Annotated in this window: 17 protein-coding genes and 1 tRNA gene; all 18 read right to left on the bottom strand. The window is 62.0% G+C overall.

The window, feature by feature from the left end:
* Positions 1-13: 13 nt before the first annotated feature.
* Positions 14-307 carry a 50S ribosomal protein L23 gene (rplW, locus tag MIN45_RS06140; protein WP_286290986.1) on the bottom strand — a complete coding sequence of 98 codons (294 nt, stop codon included), beginning with the start codon at positions 305-307 and terminating at the stop codon, positions 14-16.
* Positions 304-927, bottom strand: coding sequence for a 50S ribosomal protein L4 (gene rplD, locus MIN45_RS06135; RefSeq protein ID WP_286290985.1), 624 nt, complete (start codon positions 925-927; stop codon positions 304-306). Before rplD ends, rplW begins: the two co-directional genes overlap by 4 nt.
* A gap of 6 nt (positions 928-933) precedes the next feature.
* Positions 934-1,581 carry a 50S ribosomal protein L3 gene (gene rplC / locus MIN45_RS06130; RefSeq protein WP_286290984.1) on the bottom strand — a complete coding sequence of 216 codons (648 nt, stop codon included), beginning with the start codon at positions 1,579-1,581 and terminating at the stop codon, positions 934-936.
* A gap of 11 nt (positions 1,582-1,592) precedes the next feature.
* Positions 1,593-1,907 (bottom strand): 30S ribosomal protein S10, encoded by a 315-nt coding sequence (gene rpsJ, locus MIN45_RS06125; RefSeq protein ID WP_286290983.1) that lies wholly within the window; start codon positions 1,905-1,907, stop codon positions 1,593-1,595.
* A gap of 7 nt (positions 1,908-1,914) precedes the next feature.
* A complete protein-coding gene (tuf, locus tag MIN45_RS06120; protein WP_286290982.1) occupies positions 1,915-3,108 on the bottom strand; it encodes an elongation factor Tu in 1,194 nt (397 codons plus the stop codon).
* 47 nt (positions 3,109-3,155) lie between these two features.
* On the bottom strand, positions 3,156-5,252 hold the full coding sequence (gene fusA, locus MIN45_RS06115) for an elongation factor G (protein ID WP_286290981.1): 2,097 nt from the start codon (positions 5,250-5,252) through the stop codon (positions 3,156-3,158).
* A 30-nt stretch (positions 5,253-5,282) separates the two neighbouring features.
* Positions 5,283-5,750 carry a 30S ribosomal protein S7 gene (gene rpsG, locus MIN45_RS06110; protein ID WP_286290980.1) on the bottom strand — a complete coding sequence of 156 codons (468 nt, stop codon included), beginning with the start codon at positions 5,748-5,750 and terminating at the stop codon, positions 5,283-5,285.
* A 20-nt stretch (positions 5,751-5,770) separates the two neighbouring features.
* On the bottom strand, positions 5,771-6,145 hold the full coding sequence (gene rpsL / locus MIN45_RS06105) for a 30S ribosomal protein S12 (RefSeq protein WP_286290979.1): 375 nt from the start codon (positions 6,143-6,145) through the stop codon (positions 5,771-5,773).
* 213 nt (positions 6,146-6,358) lie between these two features.
* Positions 6,359-10,552: a DNA-directed RNA polymerase subunit beta' gene (rpoC, locus tag MIN45_RS06100; protein WP_286294135.1), complete on the bottom strand. Its 4,194-nt coding sequence runs from the start codon at positions 10,550-10,552 to the stop codon at positions 6,359-6,361.
* 61 nt (positions 10,553-10,613) lie between these two features.
* Positions 10,614-14,693, bottom strand: coding sequence for a DNA-directed RNA polymerase subunit beta (rpoB, locus tag MIN45_RS06095; protein WP_286294077.1), 4,080 nt, complete (start codon positions 14,691-14,693; stop codon positions 10,614-10,616).
* Positions 14,694-14,905: 212 nt separating this feature from the next.
* Positions 14,906-15,286 carry a 50S ribosomal protein L7/L12 gene (gene rplL, locus MIN45_RS06090; protein ID WP_286294075.1) on the bottom strand — a complete coding sequence of 127 codons (381 nt, stop codon included), beginning with the start codon at positions 15,284-15,286 and terminating at the stop codon, positions 14,906-14,908.
* Between the two features lie 53 nt (positions 15,287-15,339).
* On the bottom strand, positions 15,340-15,867 hold the full coding sequence (gene rplJ, locus MIN45_RS06085) for a 50S ribosomal protein L10 (protein ID WP_286294072.1): 528 nt from the start codon (positions 15,865-15,867) through the stop codon (positions 15,340-15,342).
* Positions 15,868-16,050: 183 nt separating this feature from the next.
* Complete coding sequence (gene rplA / locus MIN45_RS06080) at positions 16,051-16,746, bottom strand: 50S ribosomal protein L1 (protein ID WP_286294071.1); 696 nt, start codon at positions 16,744-16,746, stop codon at positions 16,051-16,053.
* 1 nt (position 16,747) lies between these two features.
* Positions 16,748-17,179 carry a 50S ribosomal protein L11 gene (gene rplK / locus MIN45_RS06075; protein WP_286294069.1) on the bottom strand — a complete coding sequence of 144 codons (432 nt, stop codon included), beginning with the start codon at positions 17,177-17,179 and terminating at the stop codon, positions 16,748-16,750.
* A 53-nt stretch (positions 17,180-17,232) separates the two neighbouring features.
* Positions 17,233-17,766, bottom strand: coding sequence for a transcription termination/antitermination protein NusG (gene nusG / locus MIN45_RS06070; RefSeq protein WP_422732676.1), 534 nt, complete (start codon positions 17,764-17,766; stop codon positions 17,233-17,235).
* A gap of 4 nt (positions 17,767-17,770) precedes the next feature.
* A complete protein-coding gene (gene secE, locus MIN45_RS06065; protein ID WP_286294063.1) occupies positions 17,771-18,157 on the bottom strand; it encodes a preprotein translocase subunit SecE in 387 nt (128 codons plus the stop codon).
* 45 nt (positions 18,158-18,202) lie between these two features.
* Positions 18,203-18,278 (bottom strand) — tRNA-Trp (locus tag MIN45_RS06060).
* Positions 18,279-18,335: 57 nt separating this feature from the next.
* Complete coding sequence (tuf, locus tag MIN45_RS06055; protein WP_286290982.1) at positions 18,336-19,529, bottom strand: elongation factor Tu; 1,194 nt, start codon at positions 19,527-19,529, stop codon at positions 18,336-18,338.
* Between the last annotated feature and the right edge of the window lie 41 nt (positions 19,530-19,570).

The raw sequence follows: 19,570 nt of genomic DNA, 5'->3' as shown, positions 1-19,570 counted from the left end.
GGGATCCGCCGCATCAGGCTGCGGACAAATCGATTTCATGTCCCGGCTTCAGGCGCACATAGGCCTTCTTCCAGTCGGGACGCTTACCCATCGTGCGGCCGAAGCGCTTGGTCTTGCCTTTCATGTTGAGCAGACGCACTTCATCGACCTCGACGTCGAACAGCTGTTCCACCGCCTTCTTCACCTGGAACTTGGTGGCGTCCCTGCGGACCTTGAAGACAAAGCAGTTTTCGCTGTCCGCCAGACGGGTGCTCTTTTCCGAGATAACCGGCGCCACCAGCACCTTCATCAGTTCTAGCTGACTCATGCCAAACGCTCCTCTAGAATCTTGGCCGCCGCCGCGGTCATCACCACTTTGTCCGCCGCAACCAGGGAAACCGGATCGACGCGGGCGGCCTCGCTGACCTGCACGTTGGGCACGTTGCGCACCGCCCGCTCCAGCACCGGGTTTTCCGCCTCGACCAGGATCAGCACCCGGCGGCCCAATTCATATTCCCGTAACTTTCCGGCAATCACCTTGGTCTTGGGCTCGCTGGGAATCAGGTCGGCGCTGACGCCCAGCCGCTGCTGACGCAGCAGCTCGGACAGAATGGCCCGCATGCCGGCCCGGTACATCTTTTTGTTCAGCTTCTGGTGAAACTTGCGCGGGGAAGCCGCGAAGGTCACACCACCGCCACGCCAGATCGGGCTGCGGATGCTGCCGGCCCGGGCCCGGCCGGTACCTTTCTGGCGCCAGGGCTTCTTGCCGCCGCCACTGACGGCGGAGCGGTTCTTCTGGGCCTTGGTGCCGGCGCGGCCATTGGTCAGATAGGTCGTCACCAGCTGGTGAACCAGCGGCTCGTTGAATTCCCGGGCGAACACGGCCTCGGAAACGCTGACCGGCTGGGCGGAATCCTTTGCGTGGATAACTGGAATTTCTACACTCATGGCTGATTATCCCTTCTTCGCTTTGACCGCCGGCCGCACGAGCACATCGGTCCCCTTGTGACCCGGCACGGCACCTTTGACCAAAAGCAGATTGCGATCCTTATCGACAGCCACGACCTTCAGATTCTGCACCGTACGGCGGACGTTGCCCAGATGCCCGGCCATGCGCTTGCCCTTGAACACCCGGCCCGGCGTCTGACACTGGCCGATGGAGCCGGGAACCCGGTGGGACAGGGAGTTGCCGTGGCTGGCATCCTGACTGTTGAAATTGTGGCGCTTGATCGTGCCGGCAAAACCCTTCCCGATCGTGGTGCCCGTGACATCGACGAGCTGACCTTCGCTGAAGATGTCAACGCCGATGGTGGCGCCGACCTCCAGGTCCTCACCCTCGCCCGCCTCGAGACGGAATTCCCACAGGCCGCGCCCCGGCTCGACGCCGTTCTTGGCGAAATGCCCGGCTTCCGGCTTGGTCAGCCGCGACGGTTTCTTGCAGCCTGCAGTCACCTGGACCGCGCGATAGCCGTCCTTTTCCTCGGTGCGCAGCTGGGTGACGCGATTGAGGTCGACCTCGATCACGGTGACCGGCACGGACTGACCATCCTCGGTGAAGATCCGGGTCATGCCCCGTTTACGCCCGACTACTCCAATCGTCATGGCATCCATCCTCAATTCAGCTTGATTTGCACATCGACGCCCGCCGCCAGATCGAGCTTCATCAGCGCGTCCACGGTCTTATCGGTAGGCTCGACGATGTCGATCAGACGCTTGTGGGTCCGGATCTCGTACTGGTCACGCGCGTCCTTGTTGACGTGCGGCGAGATCAGGACCGTGTAGCGCTCCTTCCGGGTCGGCAGCGGGATGGGGCCCAGCACCTGGGCCCCGGTCCGCTTCGCGGTTTCGACGATCTCCTGGGTGGATTGCTCGACCAGACGATGGTCGAAACCTTTCAACCGAATACGAATGCGTTGGCGTTTATCCATGGATAGGTCACTCGATGATCTTGGAAACCACGCCGGCGCCGACGGTACGGCCACCCTCGCGAATCGCAAACCGCAGGCCTTCTTCCATCGCAATCGGCGCAATCAGCTTCACCGTGATCTTGACGTTGTCGCCAGGCATCACCATGTCCACCCCTTCCGGCAGCTCCACCGCACCGGTCACGTCCGTGGTCCGGAAGTAGAACTGCGGCCGGTAACCGTTGAAGAACGGGGTGTGACGTCCGCCTTCTTCCTTCGACAGTACGTACACTTCGGCTTCGAAGTGGGTGTGCGGGGTAATGCTGCCGGGCTCGGCCAGCACCTGGCCACGTTCGACTTCGTCGCGCTTGGTGCCGCGCAGCAGCACGCCAACGTTGTCGCCAGCCACCCCTTCGTCCAGCAGCTTGCGGAACATTTCCACTCCGGTGACGGTGGTCTTGGTGGTGGGGCGCAGACCGACAATCTCAACTTCGTCGCCCACCTTGACCTTGCCGCGTTCGATTCGGCCAGTCACCACGGTGCCGCGGCCAGAAATGGAGAACACGTCTTCGATCGGCATCAGGAAGGGCTGGTCGATGGGACGTTCCGGTTCGGGAATGTATTCGTCCATCGCTTCCATCAGCTTGAGGATCGAGGGCACGCCAATGTCGCTCTGATCCCCTTCCAGGGCCTTGAGGGCGCTGCCGATCACCACCGGCACGTCGTCTCCAGGAAAGTCGTAGCTGCTGAGCAGCTCGCGCACTTCCATCTCGACCAGTTCGAGCAGTTCTTCGTCGTCCACCATGTCGGCTTTGTTCAGGTAGACGACGATGTAGGGCACCCCCACCTGGCGGGCCAGCAGAATGTGCTCGCGGGTCTGGGGCATGGGACCGTCCGCCGCCGACACCACCAAAATGGCGCCGTCCATCTGCGCCGCGCCGGTGATCATGTTCTTGACGTAGTCGGCATGACCCGGGCAGTCCACGTGAGCGTAGTGACGCTTGGCGGTCTCGTATTCCACGTGGGCGGTGGCGATGGTGATCCCGCGCTCGCGCTCTTCCGGGGCGTTGTCGATCTGACTGTAGTCCTTGAACTCCGCACCCTGAAAATGCTCCGCAGACACCTTGGTCAGCGCCGCCGTCAGCGTCGTCTTGCCATGGTCCACGTGCCCAATCGTCCCCACATTCACGTGCGGCTTGGTCCGCTCAAACTTCTGCTTGGCCACTGCTCTACCTCTCTTGACTCAAAGATCCATTAATTGCAAAAACTGTCTCAGGAAGACGCCTTCTTGACGATTTGCTCGGTCACGCTGGCCGGCGCTTCGGCGTATTTCTCGAACTGCATGGTGTAGCTCGCCCGCCCCTGGGTCAGGGAACGCAGATCGGTAGCGTAACCGAACATCTCGGCCAACGGCACCTCGCAGCGGATGACCTTGCCGGTCGGAACGTCCTCCATCCCCTGCACCATGCCGCGGCGGCGGTTGATATCGCCCACCACGTCGCCCATGTATTCTTCCGGGGTCACCACCTCGACCCGCATGATCGGCTCCAGCAAGACCGGATCAGCCTTCTTGGCCCCATCCTTGAAGGCCATGGAACCGGCGATCTTGAAGGCCATTTCGCTGGAATCCACTTCGTGGTACGAACCGTCGAACAGGGTGACCTTGACGTCGACCACCGGATAACCGGCGATCACGCCGCTTTCCATCGCCTCCTGCACCCCCTTGTCCACGGCCGGAATGTAATCCTTGGGCACCACGCCGCCGACGATGGCGTTGACGAATTCGTAGCCCTTGCCGCGCTCCTGGGGTTCGATACGCAGCCAGACGTGACCGTACTGTCCGCGGCCGCCGGTCTGGCGCACGAACTTGCCTTCCTGTTCCACCGACTTGCGGATGGTTTCCCGATAGGCCACCTGGGGCGCCCCGACGGCCGCCTCGACGTTGAATTCACGCTTCATGCGGTCGACGATGATCTCCAGGTGCAGCTCGCCCATGCCGGAGATGATGGTCTGACCGGATTCCTCGTCGGTGTGGACACGGAAGGACGGGTCTTCCTGGGCCAGTTTCTGTAGCGCCACGCCCATCTTTTCCTGGTCGGCCTTAGTCTTGGGCTCCACCGCCACCGAGATCACCGGTTCGGGGAACTCCATCTTCTCCAGGGTGATGACGGCCTTGGGGTCGCACAGGGTGTCGCCGGTGGCAACGTCCTTGAGACCGATGGCGGCGGCGATGTCGCCGGCGCGCACTTCCTTGATCTCTTCGCGGTGATTGGCGTGCATCTGCACGATACGGCCGATGCGCTCCCGCTTGTGCTTGAGGGAGTTGTAGACGGTGTCGCCGGAATTGACCACACCGGAATAAACGCGGAAGAAAGTCAGGGCGCCGACGAAGGGATCGGTGGCGATCTTGAACGCCAGAGCGGCGAAAGGCTCGTCGTCGCTGGCCTGGCGCTCCACTTCGTTGCCGTTTTCGTCGGTACCCTTCACCGCAGGAATGTCCACCGGCGACGGCAGATATTCGATGACCGCATCCAGAAGCGCCTGCACGCCCTTGTTCTTGAAGGCGCTGCCGCACAGGGCCGGGACGATCTCACCGGCGAGGGTGCGGGCGCGCAGGCCGCGCTTGATTTCCTCGATGGTCAGCTCACCTTCCTCGAGGTATTTGTCCATCAGCTCGTCATCGGCTTCGGCGGCGGCTTCGATCATCTTTTCGCGCCACTCCTCGCACGCGGAAACCATGTCTTCCGGGATGTCGCGCTCCTCGAAACGGTTGCCCTTGGTTTCCTCGTCCCAGTAAATGGCCTTCATCTTGATGAGGTCGACGACGCCCTCGAAGTTCTCTTCGGCGCCGATGGGCAGCTGAATCGGCACCGGATTGGCCCCGAGACGGTCTTTGATCTGACCGACCACGCGCAGAAAGTCGGCACCCTGGCGGTCCATCTTGTTGACGAAGGCCAGCCGCGGCACGCCGTATTTGTTGGCCTGGCGCCAGACGGTTTCCGACTGGGGTTCGACCCCGCCCACCGCACAGAACACGGCACAGGCCCCATCGAGTACACGCAGCGAACGCTCCACCTCGATGGTGAAGTCCACGTGCCCCGGGGTGTCGATGATGTTGATGCGGTGCTCTGGGAACTGACGCTCCATGCCGCTCCAGAAGCAGGTGGTCGCAGCCGAAGTGATGGTGATGCCGCGTTCCTGCTCCTGTTCCATCCAGTCCATGACGGCCGCACCATCGTGAACCTCGCCGATTTTATGGGAAACCCCGGTGTAGAACAGAATGCGTTCGGTCGTGGTCGTCTTACCGGCATCGATGTGCGCCATGATGCCGATGTTGCGATATCTTTCGATGGGAGTTGTGCGTGCCACTGCTGCTAAACCTTAAAAACTTGAAACAAATTACCAGCGATAATGAGAGAAAGCCTTGTTGGCTTCCGCCATCCGGTGCGTGTCTTCGCGCTTCTTGACGGCGGCGCCGCGGTTCTCCACGGCGTCCAGCAGCTCACCGGCCAGACGTTGAGGCATGGTCTTCTCGCTGCGCTTGCGGGCGGCGTCGATGATCCAGCGCATACCGAGAGAGCGGCGGCGGTCGGGACGCACCTCCACCGGCACCTGGTAGGTCGCCCCACCCACACGGCGGGATTTGACCTCCACCACCGGCTGTACGTTTTCCAGCGCCTTGACCAACACGCCCAGGGAGTCCTCGTGCCCCTTGCTTTCGATGATGTCGAGCGCGCCGTAGACGATGCGCTCGGCCAGCGATTTCTTTCCGCTGACCATGACCATGTTGATGAATTTCGCCACAGTTTCGTCACCGAAACGCGGATCCGGCAGGATCTGCCGCTTCTCTGCTGCCCTTCTTCTCATCGCTGCCTACTCGAAATGGATTAACTTTTGGGTTTCTTGGCGCCGTATTTGGAACGCCCCTGGCGCCGGCCATCGACCCCGGCACAGTCCAGGGCGCCGCGGATGACATGGTAGCGCACACCCGGCAGGTCCTTGACACGGCCACCGCGGATCAGCACCACGGAGTGCTCCTGCAGATTGTGCCCCTCGCCACCGATGTAACTGGTCACTTCAGCACCGTTCGTGAGCCGCACACGCGCCACCTTGCGCAGGGCGGAGTTCGGCTTTTTCGGCGTGGTGGTATAGACTCGGGTACAGACGCCACGCTTCTGGGGACAAGCGTCCAACGCAGGAACGTTGCTCTTTTCCTTCTTGCGGACCCGAGGTTTTCTAACCAACTGGTTGATTGTGGCCATACCTGTAAAAACTCCCTACAACCTTCGAACGGCACTGAAACGGATAAATTCTTTAAGCGTAAAAAGCGCTTAACCCCCCTCCTGCTTTCCTTTCCGTCAGATCAAGCGCTTAGGGGTGTAAGCGGCTCCTAGCTGAAAGCCGGGTATTTTAGAAAGAAAAGCGCCCGCTGTCAACAGCGGGCGCTCGCATCGCACCGGTGCCCCGATAGGGGATCAGTCGGGGTTGAGGGCTTTCTTCAGCGCCTCCTCGACCTTCTCCACATCGAGCGTCTCGGTCTCGGGCACCGTCGGCACCGCCATGGCCCGCTTGCGCCGGCGCTCGCGGTGATAGGCCAGTCCCGTACCCGCCGGGATCAGGCGGCCGACGATGACGTTCTCCTTGAGGCCGTGGAGATCGTCGCGCAGACCGCGAACCGCCGCGTCGGTGAGCACGCGGGTGGTTTCCTGGAAGGAGGCGGCGGAGATGAAGGACTCGGTCGCCAGCGAGGCCTTGGTGATCCCCAGCAGAACTGGTTCGAACTTCGCCGGACGCTTGCCTTCCTTTTCCAGCCTTTCGTTCTCTTCCAGGATCCGCGAGCGCTCCACCTGCTCACCGGCCAGATACGGGGTGTCGCCGGGATCGGTGATCTCGACCTTGCGCAGCATCTGACGGATGATGACCTCGATGTGCTTGTCGTTGATCTTCACCCCCTGGAGGCGATAGACGTCCTGAATTTCCTTCACCAGATAGGCCGTCAAGGCCTCGACGCCACGCAGGCGCAGAATGTCGTGCGGGGTGAGTTCGCCTTCGACGAGAGTCTCCCCTTGTTCCACGAACTCGCCCTCGAACACCGTGATGTGACGCCACTTGGGAATCAGGATCTCGTGCTGATTGCCCTCGGCATCGGTGATGATCAGGCGCCGCTTGCCCTTGGTTTCCTTGCCGAAACTGACCGTCCCGGTGGCCTCGGCCAGGATGGCCGGATCCTTGGTCTTGCGGGCTTCGAACAGGTCCGCCACCCGCGGCAGACCGCCGGTGATGTCACGGGTTTTGCTCGACTCCTGTGGGATGCGGGCGAGGATGTCCCCTACCTCCACCTGGTCGCCATCACGGATGTTGACGATGGCTCCTCCCGGCAGGAAATACTGCGCCGGGATCTCGGTGCCAGGGATGTAGAGGTCGCGGCCTTCCTCGTCCACCAGCTTGATCATGGGCCGCAGATCGCGCCCGGCCGCCGGACGCACCTTGGGATCGAGCACCACCATCGAACTCAGACCGGTGACCTCGTCCACCTGCTCGCGTACCGTGACCCCTTCGATGAAGTTCTCCAGCCGGGCGATTCCGCTCACCTCGGTGATCACCGGGTGGGTGTGGGGATCCCATGCCGCCACCACGTCACCTGGCTTGACCTGGGAACCGTCCTCGACGTTGAGAATGGCCCCGTAAGGCACCTTGTAACGCTCACGCTCGCGGCCCTGCTCGTCGATGACGCTGATCTCGCCGGAGCGGGACACCGCCACCAGCTTGCCCTCGCGGTTGCGCACGGTCTTGAGGTTTGTCAGGCGGATCGTGCCGGAGGATTTGACCTCGATGCTGGAAACCGCCGCCGCCCTGGACGCCGCCCCGCCGATGTGGAAGGTGCGCATGGTCAGCTGGGTCCCCGGCTCGCCGATGGACTGCGCGGCGATGACCCCGATGGCCTCACCCACGCTGACCAGATGCCCGCGGCCCAGATCGCGACCGTAACACATGGAACAGACCCCGTAGCGGGTTTCGCAGGTGATGACCGAACGCACCAGCACCTGTTCGACGCTGTGGGACTCCAACACCCTGACCCAGCGCTCGTCCAGCAGGGTACCTGCCGGGACGATCACCTCGTGAGTCTTGGGATCGCGTACGTCCTCGGCCACCACCCGGCCCAGCACCCGCTCGGACAGGGGTTCGACCACGTCTCCCCCCTCGATGATCGGCTGCATGGTGATTCCCTGGGTGGTGCCGCAATCTTCCTCGGTCACCACCAGATCCTGACCCACGTCCACCAGCCGCCGGGTCAGATAGCCGGAGTTGGCGGTCTTGAGAGCGGTGTCCGCCAGGCCCTTGCGGGCGCCGTGGGTGGAAATGAAGTACTGGAGGACGTTCAGTCCCTCGCGGAAGTTGGCGGTGATCGGGGTCTCGATGATGGAACCGTCGGGCTTGGCCATCAGACCGCGCATTCCCGCCAGCTGGCGGATCTGGGCGGCCGAACCCCGGGCGCCCGAGTCGGCCATCATGAAGATGGAGTTGAACGACTTCTGCCGTACCGTGTTGCCCTCGGCGTCGGTCACTTCTTCCTCGCCCAGGGCCTTCATCATCGCCCTGGCCACTTCCTCGTTGGCCCGCGACCAGATGTCCACCACTTTGTTGTAGCGCTCCCCGTCGGTCACCAGCCCCTGTTCGTACTGGCGCTGGATCTCCATGACCTCCTTTTCCGCCTCGCGGATGATCTGGTCCTTTTCCTGCGGGATCACCATGTCGTTGATGCCGAAAGACACCCCCGCGCGGGTGGACTGCAGGAAGCCCAGGTACATGAGCTGGTCGGCGAACACCACCGTGGCCTTGAGGCCCAGGTTGCGGTAGCAAACGTTGATGACGTTGGAGATCGCCTTCTTGGTCATGTCCTGGTTGATCAGCTCGTAGGGCAACCCCTCGGGGACGATGTCCCAGATCAGCGCCCTGCCCGCGGTGGTATCAACGAGGCGGCGGCACTCGGTCATGCTGCCGTCTTCTTCCTTGACCTTCTCGTCGATCCGCAGCTTGATCCTGGCGTGCAGGTCCACCGCCTTGTGGTCGAGGGCGCGGCGCACCTCATCCACGTTGGCGAACACCATCCCCTCGCCCCTGGCGTTGACGCGCTCGCGGCTCATGTAATAGAGCCCGAGGACGATGTCCTGGGTCGGGTGGATGATGGGCTCGCCGTTGGCGGGCGAGAGGATGTTGTTGGAAGACATCATCAGCGCCCGGGCCTCGAGCTGCGCCTCCAGCGACAGCGGCACGTGGACCGCCATCTGGTCGCCGTCGAAGTCGGCGTTGAAAGCGGTACACACCAGCGGATGGAGCTGGATCGCCTTGCCCTCGATCAACACCGGCTCGAACGCCTGGATGCCGAGGCGGTGCAGGGTCGGGGCGCGATTGAGGAGCACCGGGTGCTCGCGGATGACGTCGTCGAGGACGTCCCACACCTCCGGCTCCTCACGCTCGACCATACGCTTGGCGGCTTTGATGGTGGTGGCGATACCACGGGCCTGGAGCTTGCCGAAAATGAACGGCTTGAACAGTTCCAAGGCCATCTTCTTGGGCAGGCCGCACTGGTGCAGGCGCAGGGTCGGCCCCACCACGATCACGGAACGGCCGGAGTAATCGACACGCTTGCCCAGCAGGTTCTGGCGGAACCGGCCCTGCTTGCCCTTGATCATGTCGGCCAGGGATTTGAGCGGGCGCTTGTTGGTGCCGGTGATGGCGCGGCCGCGGCGGCCGTTGTCGAGCAAGGCGTCCACCGCCTCCTGGAGCATGCGGCGTTCGTTGCGGACGATGATGTCCGGGGCGTTGAGCTCCAGCAACCGACGCAGGCGGTTGTTGCGGTTGATCACCCGGCGATACAGATCGTTGAGATCGGAGGTGGCGAAACGACCGCCGTCCAGGGGCACCAAGGGACGCAGGTCCGGCGGCAGCACCGGCAGCACTGTCAGGATCATCCACTCCGGCCGGTTGTTGGAGTTGATGAAGGCTTCGATCAGCTTGAGACGCTTAGACAGCTTGCGGATCTTGGTCTCCGAGCCGGTGGCCTCGATCTCCTCTCGGATGCGGGCCGCTTCGGCCTTCAGGTCCATGGTGCGCAGCAGTTCCTGGACCGCCTCGGCGCCCATGCCGGCCTTGAAATCGTCGCCGTACTGCTCCACCGCCTCCAGGTATTCCTCATCGGTGAGAAGCTGGCCCCGTTCCAGCGGGGTCAGACCCGGATCGGTAACCACGAAGCATTCGAAATAGAGGATCCGCTCCACCTGCAACATGGTCATGTCGAGCATCAGGGCGATGCGCGACGGCAACGACTTGAGGAACCAGATGTGCGCCACCGGGCTGGCCAGCTCGATATGCCCCATGCGCTCGCGCCGGACCTTGGCCAAAGTCACCTCGACCCCGCACTTCTCGCAGATGACGCCGCGGTGCTTGAGGCGTTTGTATTTGCCGCACAGACATTCGTAGTCGTTGATCGGGCCGAAGATCTTGGCGCAGAACAGGCCGTCCCGCTCCGGTTTGAAGGTGCGGTAGTTGATGGTCTCCGGCTTCTTGACCTCACCGTAAGACCATGAACGGATCATGTCCGGAGAAGCCAGTCCGATGCGGATGGCATCGAACTCTTCCACCTGACTCTGCTTCTTCAGGATTTTGATCAGATCTTTCAAAGCTTCAGCTCCCGCTAGATTGGTGAACTCGGAACTCGATCACGGACCTTCAGTCCTGCTCCAGTTCGATATTGATGGCCAGGGCACGGATCTCCTTGATCAGCACCTTGAAGGACTCCGGCATACCGGCTTCCATGCGATAGTCGCCATCGACGATGTTTTTGTACATCTTGGTGCGACCGGTGACGTCGTCCGACTTGACCGTGAGCATCTCCTGCAGGGTGTAGGCCGCCCCGTAGGCTTCCAGGGCCCAGACCTCCATCTCCCCGAAACGCTGGCCGCCGAATTGGGCCTTGCCTCCCAACGGCTGCTGGGTCACCAAGCTGTAAGGCCCGGTGGAACGGGCGTGCATCTTGTCGTCCACCAGGTGGTTCAGCTTGAGCATGTACATGTAGCCCACGGTGACGTCGCGGTCGAAGGCATCGCCGGTACGGCCGTCGAACAACCGGGTCTGGCCGCTGTCGGGAAGATCGGCCAGACGCAGCATGGACTTGATCTCTTCCTCGGTGGCGCCGTCGAACACCGGCGTCGCCATCGGCACCCCCTCCTTGAGGTTGTGGGCCAGTTCCACGATCTCCTCGTCGCTGAGGCTGTCGAGATCCTCCCTGCGGCCGGCCCGGTTGTAGACCTGCTCCAGGAATTCGCGCAGTTCCTGCACCTTGGCCTTGGCCTCGAGCATGCGGCCGATCTTCAGCCCCAGACCGCGGGCGGCCCAGCCCAGGTGGGTTTCGAGCACCTGCCCCACGTTCATGCGCGAAGGCACCCCCAGGGGGTTGAGAACGATGTCCACCGGGGTGCCGTCCTCCAGGTAGGGCATGTCCTCCACCGGCACGATCTGGGAGATCACCCCCTTGTTCCCGTGGCGGCCGGCCATCTTGTCGCCGGGCTGGATGCGGCGTTTGACCGCGAGATAGACCTTGACCATCTTCAGCACCCCGGGCGGCAAATCGTCGCCCATGGTGATCTTGCCCTTCTTCTCCTCGAAGCGCTGGTCCATCTCCTTGCGCAGTTTTTCCAGCTGCTCGGCCACCGCCTCGAGCTGAACGTTGATGTCTTCGTCCTGAAGGCGGATCCGCAGCCATTCCTCCGGTTTGAGGCCGTCGAGATAGTCTTGGGTGATCTCGGTTCCCGGCGCCAGCCCCTTAGGCCCCTGCTCGGCCACCTTGCCCAGCAGCATCTGGCGCACCCGTTCGAAGGTATCCTGCTCGACGATCTTGAGCTGGTCGTCGAGGTCCTTGCGCACCTTCTCCAGCTGCGCCTGCTCGATGGCCTTGGCGCGGGCGTCCTTTTCCACCCCGTCGCGGGTGAACACCTGGACGTCGATCACCGTCCCCGCCATCCCGGAAGGCACCCGCAGGGAGGTATCCTTCACATCGGACGCCTTCTCGCCGAAGATGGCCCGCAACAGCTTCTCCTCCGGCGTCAGCTGGGTTTCCCCTTTCGGGGTCACCTTGCCCACCAGAATGTCGCCCTCCTTGACCTCGGCGCCGATATAGACGATGCCGGACTCGTCCAGCTTGGCCAGGGCCGCCTCGCTGACGTTGGGAATGTCGGCGGTGATTTCCTCGGGCCCCAGCTTGGTGTCACGGGCGACGCAAGTCTTCTCTTCGATGTGGATGGTAGTGTAACGGTCTTCCTCCACCACCCGCTCGGAGATCAGGATCGAATCCTCGAAGTTGTAACCGTGCCAGGGCATGAAGGCCACCAGCAGGTTCTGCCCCAGGGCCAGTTCCCCCATGTCGGTGGAGGCGCCGTCGGCGAGGATGTCGCCCCGGGCGATGCGGTCGCCCGGCTTCACCAGCGGCTTCTGGTTGATGCAGGTGTTCTGGTTGGAGCGGGTGTACTTGGTCAGATTGTAGATATCGACCCCCGGTTCGCCCGGCTCGGTTTCGTCGTCGTTGACCCGCACCACGATGCGGGCCGCATCCACCGACACCACCTCGCCTCCGCGGCGGGCCACCACCGTGGCGCCGGAATCCCGGGCGACGATGCGCTCCATCCCAGTCCCCACCAGCGGCTTCTGGGAGCGCAGCATCGGCACCGCCTGACGCTGCATGTTGGAACCCATGAGCGCGCGGTTGGCGTCGTCGTGCTCCAGGAACGGGATCAGGGAGGCCGCCACCGAAACGATCTGCTTGGGGGAGACGTCCATGTACTGGATCATCTCCGGCGAGGCCAGGGTAAATTCGTTCTTGTGGCGGCAGGACACCATCTCGTCCACGAGCCGCCCCTCCTCGTCCACTGTGGCACCGGCCTGGGCGATGAGGTATTCGCTTTCCTCGATGGCCGAAAGGTAATGGATCTCGTCGGTCACCTTTCCGTCCACCACCTTGCGGTACGGGGTTTCCAGGAAACCGTACTCATTGGCCCGGGCGTAGACCGCCAGGGAGTTGATCAGGCCGATGTTGGGGCCTTCCGGAGTTTCGATCGGACACAGGCGACCGTAGTGAGTCGGATGCACGTCGCGGACCTCGAAACCAGCACGCTCACGTGACAGCCCCCCCGGGCCCAGGGCCGAGACCCGGCGCTTGTGGGTCACTTCCGACAGCGGATTGTTCTGGTCCATGAACTGGGACAGCTGGCTGGAACCGAAGAATTCCTTGATCGCCGCCACCACCGGTTTGGTATTGATCACCTCCTGGGGCGTGAAATCTTCGCTGGCGGCCAGAGTCAGACGTTCCTTCACCGCCCGTTCGACCCGTACCAGGCCGATGCGGAACTGGTTTTCCACCATCTCACCGACGCTGCGCACCCGGCGGTTGCCCAGATGGTCGATGTCGTCCACCTGCCCCTTGCCGTTGCGGATGTTGATGAGTTCCTTGAGGACATCGATGATATCCTCCTGGGTCAAGACCCGGGGACCTTCGGTTTCCTTGCGTCCCAGGCGCAGGTTGAGCTTCATCCGCCCCACTTCGGAAAGGTCGTAGCGCTCCGGGGAGAAGAACAGGTTCTCGAACAGCGCTTCGGCTGCCTCCTGGGTGGGCGGCTCACCCGGACGCATCATGCGGTAGATCTCGACCAGCGCCTCCAGCCGGGTGGTGGTGTGGTCGATCTTCAGGGTATTGGAAATGTACGGCCCGCGGTCGAGCTCGTTGACGTAGAGGGTTTCGATCCTGTCGATCCCCTTTTCGATCAAGGTCTCCAGCAATTCCGGGGTGATCTCGGTGTTGACCGCGGCGATCAGCTCCCCGGTTTCCTGGTCGACGACGTTGTGGGCCAGGATCTTGCCGTACAAGTATTCCGGCGGCACCACCAACTGCGTGAGCCCGGCCTTCTTCATCTGGCGGATGTGCTTGGGGGTGATGCGCCGCCCTTCCTCGACAAGCACGGTGCCGTCGTCGAGCTTGATGTCGAAAGGCGCGATCTCCCCGCGCAGACGCTCAGGAATCAGGTCGAGAACGAGCCGGTCCTTGCTCAGGTGGAACGTGTCGGTCTCGAAGAACATGCGGATCATCTGCTCGTTGTCGAAACCGAGCGCCCGCAATAGAATCGTCGCCGGCAGCTTGCGGCGGCGGTCGATACGCACGTAGACGATGTCCTTGTGGTCGAATTCGAAATCGAGCCAGGAACCACGATAGGGAATAACCCGGGCGTTGAACAGCAGCTTTCCGGAGGAATGGGTCTTTCCCCGGTCGTGGTCGAAGAACACCCCCGGCGAACGGTGCAGCTGGGACACCACCACCCGCTCGGTGCCATTGATGACGAAGGTACCGTTCTCGGTCATCAGCGGCAGTTCGCCCATGTAGACTTCCTGTTCCTTGATGTCCTTGACCACCTTGCTGCTCGCCGGCGAATCCTTGTCGTACAGCACCAGGCGCACCTTGACTCGCAGCGGTGCCGCATAGGTCGCCCCGCGGAGCTGACATTCCTTGACGTCGAAGGTGGGCTCGCCCAAGCGGTAGCTCACGTATTCGAGCGCGGCGTAGCCGTTGTGGCTCTCGATCGGAAACACCGACTTGAAAGCTGCGTGCAGCCCCTTGTCGGCGCGCCGGTCGGGACGCTTGTCCGCCTGAAGGAACTGCCGGTATGATTCAAGCTGGATTTGGAGCAGATAGGGAACGTCGAGAACTTCGGGACGTTTGGCAAAGCTCTTGCGAAGTCGCTTTTTCTCGGTGAACGAATAGGCCATAGCGGTTCCTTGAAGATCCTGCGAAGAGTTGGGTTGCCTGGGGATGGTCAGTCCGCCGGTATGGAATAAAGTGAGATCGTCTTTGACCACAAACGCTCGCTCAACCTAACGAATACTGCATGCTGCCTCCATGTTGTTTCTGTCCTTCAAGCGGGAAAAGGCCGGCAGTCGAAACTGCCAGCCATTCCCAAAAGCAACGAGCGGAAATGCGCTTATTTGATTTCGACAGAAGCGCCCGCCTCTTCCAGTTGCTTCTTGATTTCTTCGGCCTCTTCCTTGCTGACGCCTTCCTTGACCGGCGCCGGAGCACCTTCGACCAGCGCCTTGGCTTCTTTCAGGCCCAGGCCGGTGATGCCGCGGACCGCTTTGATGACCGCCACCTTGTTGGAACCGAAGCCGGTCAGAACGACATCGAACTCGGTCTTTTCCTCGGCCGCACCGCCGGCTTCACCACCACCGGCAACGGCGACCGCCGCCACAGGCGCGGCTGCGGAAACACCGAACTTCTCTTCCATGGCCTCGATCAGATCCACCACTTCCATGACGGTCATGTTCGCGATCGCATCCAGGATTTCTTCTTTAGACAGAGCCATTGTTTTTACACTCCAAAATTTGCAACAGTTTTAGTGACAACCCAATGCCCGGATCACGCCGCCTGCTTTTGATCGCGCACGGCAGCGAGGGTCCGTACCAGTTTCGCGTGGGGCTCGGCCAGCGTTCTCACCAGTTTCTCCACCGGCGCCTTCATCACGCCCATCAGCATGCTGATGGCCTGTTCCTTGGTGGGCAGGCTGGCCAGACGCTCCAGTTCTTCCGGACCGTAAACCTTGCCGCCCACGGCGACCAGTTTGGGTTGCAGATGCTCGTGTTCTTTGCGGAATTCCTTGATGACACGGGCAGCCGAACCCGGTTCCTCCAGTGAAAACGCATACAACAGAGGACCGACCAGCTTGTCGTTCATACAGGCGTAGTCGGTCCCCTCCAGCGCGCGACGCGCCAGCGTGTTTTTCACCACGCGAAGGTACACCTGGGACTCCCGGGCCTTCTTCCGCAGCTCGGTCATTTCCGGCACCGTCAGGCCCCGGTATTCCGCGACGATGGCGGAATGGGCCTTGGCGGCGACTTCGGAGACCTCTGCCACGATGGCCTTTTTCTGTTCCAGTCTCAGTGCCACGTGATACCTCCGTTTACCTCCCCCGGCAGCGCCGGGGGATCACTCACGCACCCCGAAGGGCGCTCCCGTTACGGCTCCCCGTCCTTCTGGTCCGGTTCACCGTCTGCGCAGGCGATTAAGCGCTCACACGCTCCTGCGGTCTTTGACGATCACCGGTCATCCGGTAATCCAAAGTCGTCAGAATCAGATATCCAGGGTGGACTGATCGATGGTCAACCCCGGCCCCATGGTGGTCGAGAGGGAGACTTTCTTCAGATAGGTCCCCTTGCTGCTGGCCGGCTTGGCCTTCTTCAGGTCGGCGAGCAGGGCCTCGAGATTCTCCTTCAGGGCATCGGCATCGAAATCCACCTTGCCGATGGTGCAGTGGATGATGCCCGCCTTGTCGGTGCGGTAACGCACCTGGCCGGCCTTGGCGTTTTTCACCGCGGTGGCGACATCCGGCGTCACCGTGCCCACCTTGGGATTCGGCATCAGGCCGCGTGGCCCCAGGATCGGCCCCAGCTGACCGACGATCCGCATCGCGTCGGGACTGGCGATCACCACGTCGAAATCCAGATTGCCTTTCTTGATCTCCTCGGCCAGATCTTCCATGCCGACGATGTCGGCGCCGGCCTCCTTGGCCGCCTCGGCATTGGCACCCTGGGCGAACACCGCCACCCGCACGCTCTTGCCGGTTCCGTGGGGCAGCACGGTGGACCCCCGGACCACCTGATCGGACTTGCGCGGATCGACCCCGAGGTTGACCGCCACATCCACAGATTCGGTGAACTTGACCGAGGACAGTTCCTTCAGCAGCCGCACGGCTTCCCCGACGGGATAGACCTGGGTGGGATCCACTTTCTCGCGGATCATCTTCATGCGTTTGGACAGCTTGGCCATGTCACACCCCCTCCACGTCGATGCCCATGCTGCGGGCGGTCCCGGCGATGGTCCGGACCGCGGCGTCCATGTCGGCGGCCGTCAGATCCGGTTCCTTGATCTTGGCGATCTCTTCCAACTGCTCGCGGGTCACGGTGCCGATCTTCTCCAGGTTGGGCACCGAGCTTCCCTTTTCCGCACCCACGGCTTTTTTCAGCAGATACGATGCCGGCGGGGTCTTGATGACGAAGGTGAAGCTGCGGTCGTTGTAGACCGTGATGATCACCGGCAGGGGCAAACCCTTCTCCATGCTCTGGGTCTGGGCGTTGAACGCCTTGCAGAACTCCATGATGTTGACGCCGTGCTGACCCAGCGCCGGGCCGACCGGCGGACTGGGATTGGCTTCCCCGGCCTTGACCTGCAGCTTGATGTAAGCCTCTACTTTCTTTGCCATGTTGCGACTCTCCTAGGATGGGTACCAACGCCTTGCGGCTCCCCGAATGGCAGTCAGACCTTTTCGACCTGACTGAAATCGAACTCGACCGGCGTCTGCCGCCCGAAGATGACGACCGAAGCCTTGAGCTTGTTCTTTTCGTAGTCGACTTCCTCGACCACGCAGGTGAAATCCTTGAACGGGCCTTCGATGATGCGCACCACCTCGCCGGGCTCGAACAGCACCTTGGGTTTGGGCTTGCTCAGACCTTCCTCCACCCGGGCCAGGATCGCTTCGGCTTCCTCGTCGGAAATGGGCGCCGGCTTCTCCGGCGTGCCGCCGATGAACCCCAGCACGTTGGGAATGCTGCGCACCAGGTGCCAAGTCTCATCGTTCATCTCCATCTGCACCAACACGTAACCGGGGAAGAACTTGCGATCGGTCTTGCGCCGCTGGCCCATGCGCATCTCGATGACTTCCTCGGTCGGCACCAGAATTTTGCCGAAATACTTTTCCAGGCCCGCCTGTTTGATGCGCTCCTCCAGGGAGCGCTTGACCTGATTCTCGTAGTTCGAATAGGTATGTACGACGTACCAACGCATCGCCACAGGTTTACACTCCTTGACCGGTCAGCAGTTTCACCAGCCACAGGAACAGGGAATCGAAGAGCCACAGGATCAGGCCCACGATCACCACCATCACCACCACCATCAAGGTGGTGTGGATGGTTTCCTGGCGGGTCGGCCAGGTCACCTTGCGCAGCTCCGCGCGCGCCTCCTGAATGAAGGCCCACAACATCCGCCCGGGCGCGGTGGCGAAGAACAACCCCGCCGCCACCAGCACCATGCCGATCAGCGCCAGGGTGCGATAGAGAACGGAATATTCCGGATACCAGTAAAAGCCCACCACGCCCGCCGTCAGCAACAGGACGGACAGGATCACCTTGACGAGGTCGAAAGGGGAAAGCGACAAATCTTGAGACTGGGCCTGTGTTGTCATGGAATCAACCGTGTGGTGGGAGGAGAACCGATACCCAATAAAAAATGGCAGGCCAGGAGGGACTCGAACCCCCAACCTGCGGTTTTGGAGACCGCTGCTCTACCAATTGAGCTACTGACCTGTATCGCTTCAACCTGTCGGCGCCGCCAGGGAAACGGCGGCGCCTGTGTGCTAACAATTATTCGATGATCTTGGAAACCACGCCGGCGCCGACGGTACGGCCGCCTTCGCGAATCGCAAACCGCAGGCCCTCTTCCATCGCAATCGGCGCAATCAGCTTCACCGTGATCTTGACGTTGTCGCCAGGCATCACCATGTCCACCCCTTCCGGCAGCTCCACCGCGCCGGTCACGTCGGTGGTCCGGAAGTAGAACTGCGGCCGGTAACCGTTGAAGAACGGGGTGTGACGTCCGCCTTCTTCCTTCGACAGTACGTACACTTCGGCTTCGAAGTGGGTGTGCGGGGTAATGCTGCCGGGCTCGGCCAGCACCTGGCCACGTTCGACTTCGTCGCGCTTGGTGCCGCGCAGCAGCACGCCAACGTTGTCGCCAGCCACCCCTTCGTCCAGCAGCTTGCGGAACATTTCCACTCCGGTGACGGTGGTCTTGGTGGTGGGGCGCAGACCGACAATCTCGACTTCGTCGCCCACCTTGACCTTGCCGCGTTCGATTCGGCCAGTCACCACGGTGCCGCGGCCGGAAATGGAGAACACGTCTTCGATCGGCATCAGGAAGGGCTGGTCGATGGGACGTTCCGGTTCGGGAATGTATTCGTCCATCGCTTCCATCAGCTTGAGGATCGAGGGCACGCCAATGTCGCTCTGATCCCCTTCCAGGGCCTTGAGGGCGCTGCCGATCACCACCGGCACGTCGTCTCCAGGAAAGTCGTAGCTGCTGAGCAGCTCGCGCACTTCCATCTCGACCAGTTCGAGCAGTTCTTCGTCGTCCACCATGTCGGCTTTGTTCAGGTAGACGACGATGTAGGGCACCCCCACCTGGCGGGCCAGCAGAATGTGCTCGCGGGTCTGGGGCATGGGACCGTCCGCCGCCGACACCACCAAAATGGCGCCGTCCATCTGCGCCGCGCCGGTGATCATGTTCTTGACGTAGTCGGCATGACCCGGGCAGTCCACGTGAGCGTAGTGACGCTTGGCGGTCTCGTATTCCACGTGGGCGGTGGCGATGGTGATCCCGCGCTCGCGCTCTTCCGGGGCATTGTCGATCTGACTGTAATCCTTGAACTCCGCACCCTGAAAATGCTCCGCAGACACCTTGGTCAGCGCCGCCGTCAGCGTCGTCTTGCCATGGTCCACGTGCCCAATCGTCCCCACATTCACGTGCGGCTTGGTCCGCTCAAACTTCTGCTTGGCCATGAGAACTCGATCCTCTTTAGATTCTTTACGATGGCATCGAT

It is taken from the genome of Methylomarinovum tepidoasis (assembly GCF_030294985.1).
Taxonomy (GTDB): Bacteria; Pseudomonadota; Gammaproteobacteria; order Methylococcales; family Methylothermaceae; genus Methylohalobius; species Methylohalobius tepidoasis.
The sequence above is the reverse complement of the archived record's forward strand: the minus strand, read 5'-3'. Positions and strand labels throughout refer to the sequence as shown.

Excerpts from the sequence above, each read along its gene's own strand:
- tuf (WP_286290982.1), bottom strand. The coding sequence starts at position 19,529 with ATGGCCAAGCAGAAGTTTGAGCGGACCAAGCCGCACGTGAATGTGGGG.
- rplA (WP_286294071.1), bottom strand. The coding sequence starts at position 16,746 with ATGGCCAAGCTGTCCAAACGCATGAAGATGATCCGCGAGAAAGTGGAT.
- rpsJ (WP_286290983.1), bottom strand. The coding sequence starts at position 1,907 with ATGGATAAACGCCAACGCATTCGTATTCGGTTGAAAGGTTTCGACCAT.
- rpoB (WP_286294077.1), bottom strand. The coding sequence starts at position 14,693 with ATGGCCTATTCGTTCACCGAGAAAAAGCGACTTCGCAAGAGCTTTGCC.
- rplL (WP_286294075.1), bottom strand. The coding sequence starts at position 15,286 with ATGGCTCTGTCTAAAGAAGAAATCCTGGATGCGATCGCGAACATGACC.
- rplC (WP_286290984.1), bottom strand. The coding sequence starts at position 1,581 with ATGACGATTGGAGTAGTCGGGCGTAAACGGGGCATGACCCGGATCTTC.
- rplW (WP_286290986.1), bottom strand. The coding sequence starts at position 307 with ATGAGTCAGCTAGAACTGATGAAGGTGCTGGTGGCGCCGGTTATCTCG.
- rpsG (WP_286290980.1), bottom strand. The coding sequence starts at position 5,750 with ATGAGAAGAAGGGCAGCAGAGAAGCGGCAGATCCTGCCGGATCCGCGT.
- rplD (WP_286290985.1), bottom strand. The coding sequence starts at position 927 with ATGAGTGTAGAAATTCCAGTTATCCACGCAAAGGATTCCGCCCAGCCG.
- secE (WP_286294063.1), bottom strand. The coding sequence starts at position 18,157 with ATGACAACACAGGCCCAGTCTCAAGATTTGTCGCTTTCCCCTTTCGAC.
- rplK (WP_286294069.1), bottom strand. The coding sequence starts at position 17,179 with ATGGCAAAGAAAGTAGAGGCTTACATCAAGCTGCAGGTCAAGGCCGGG.
- rpsL (WP_286290979.1), bottom strand. The coding sequence starts at position 6,145 with ATGGCCACAATCAACCAGTTGGTTAGAAAACCTCGGGTCCGCAAGAAG.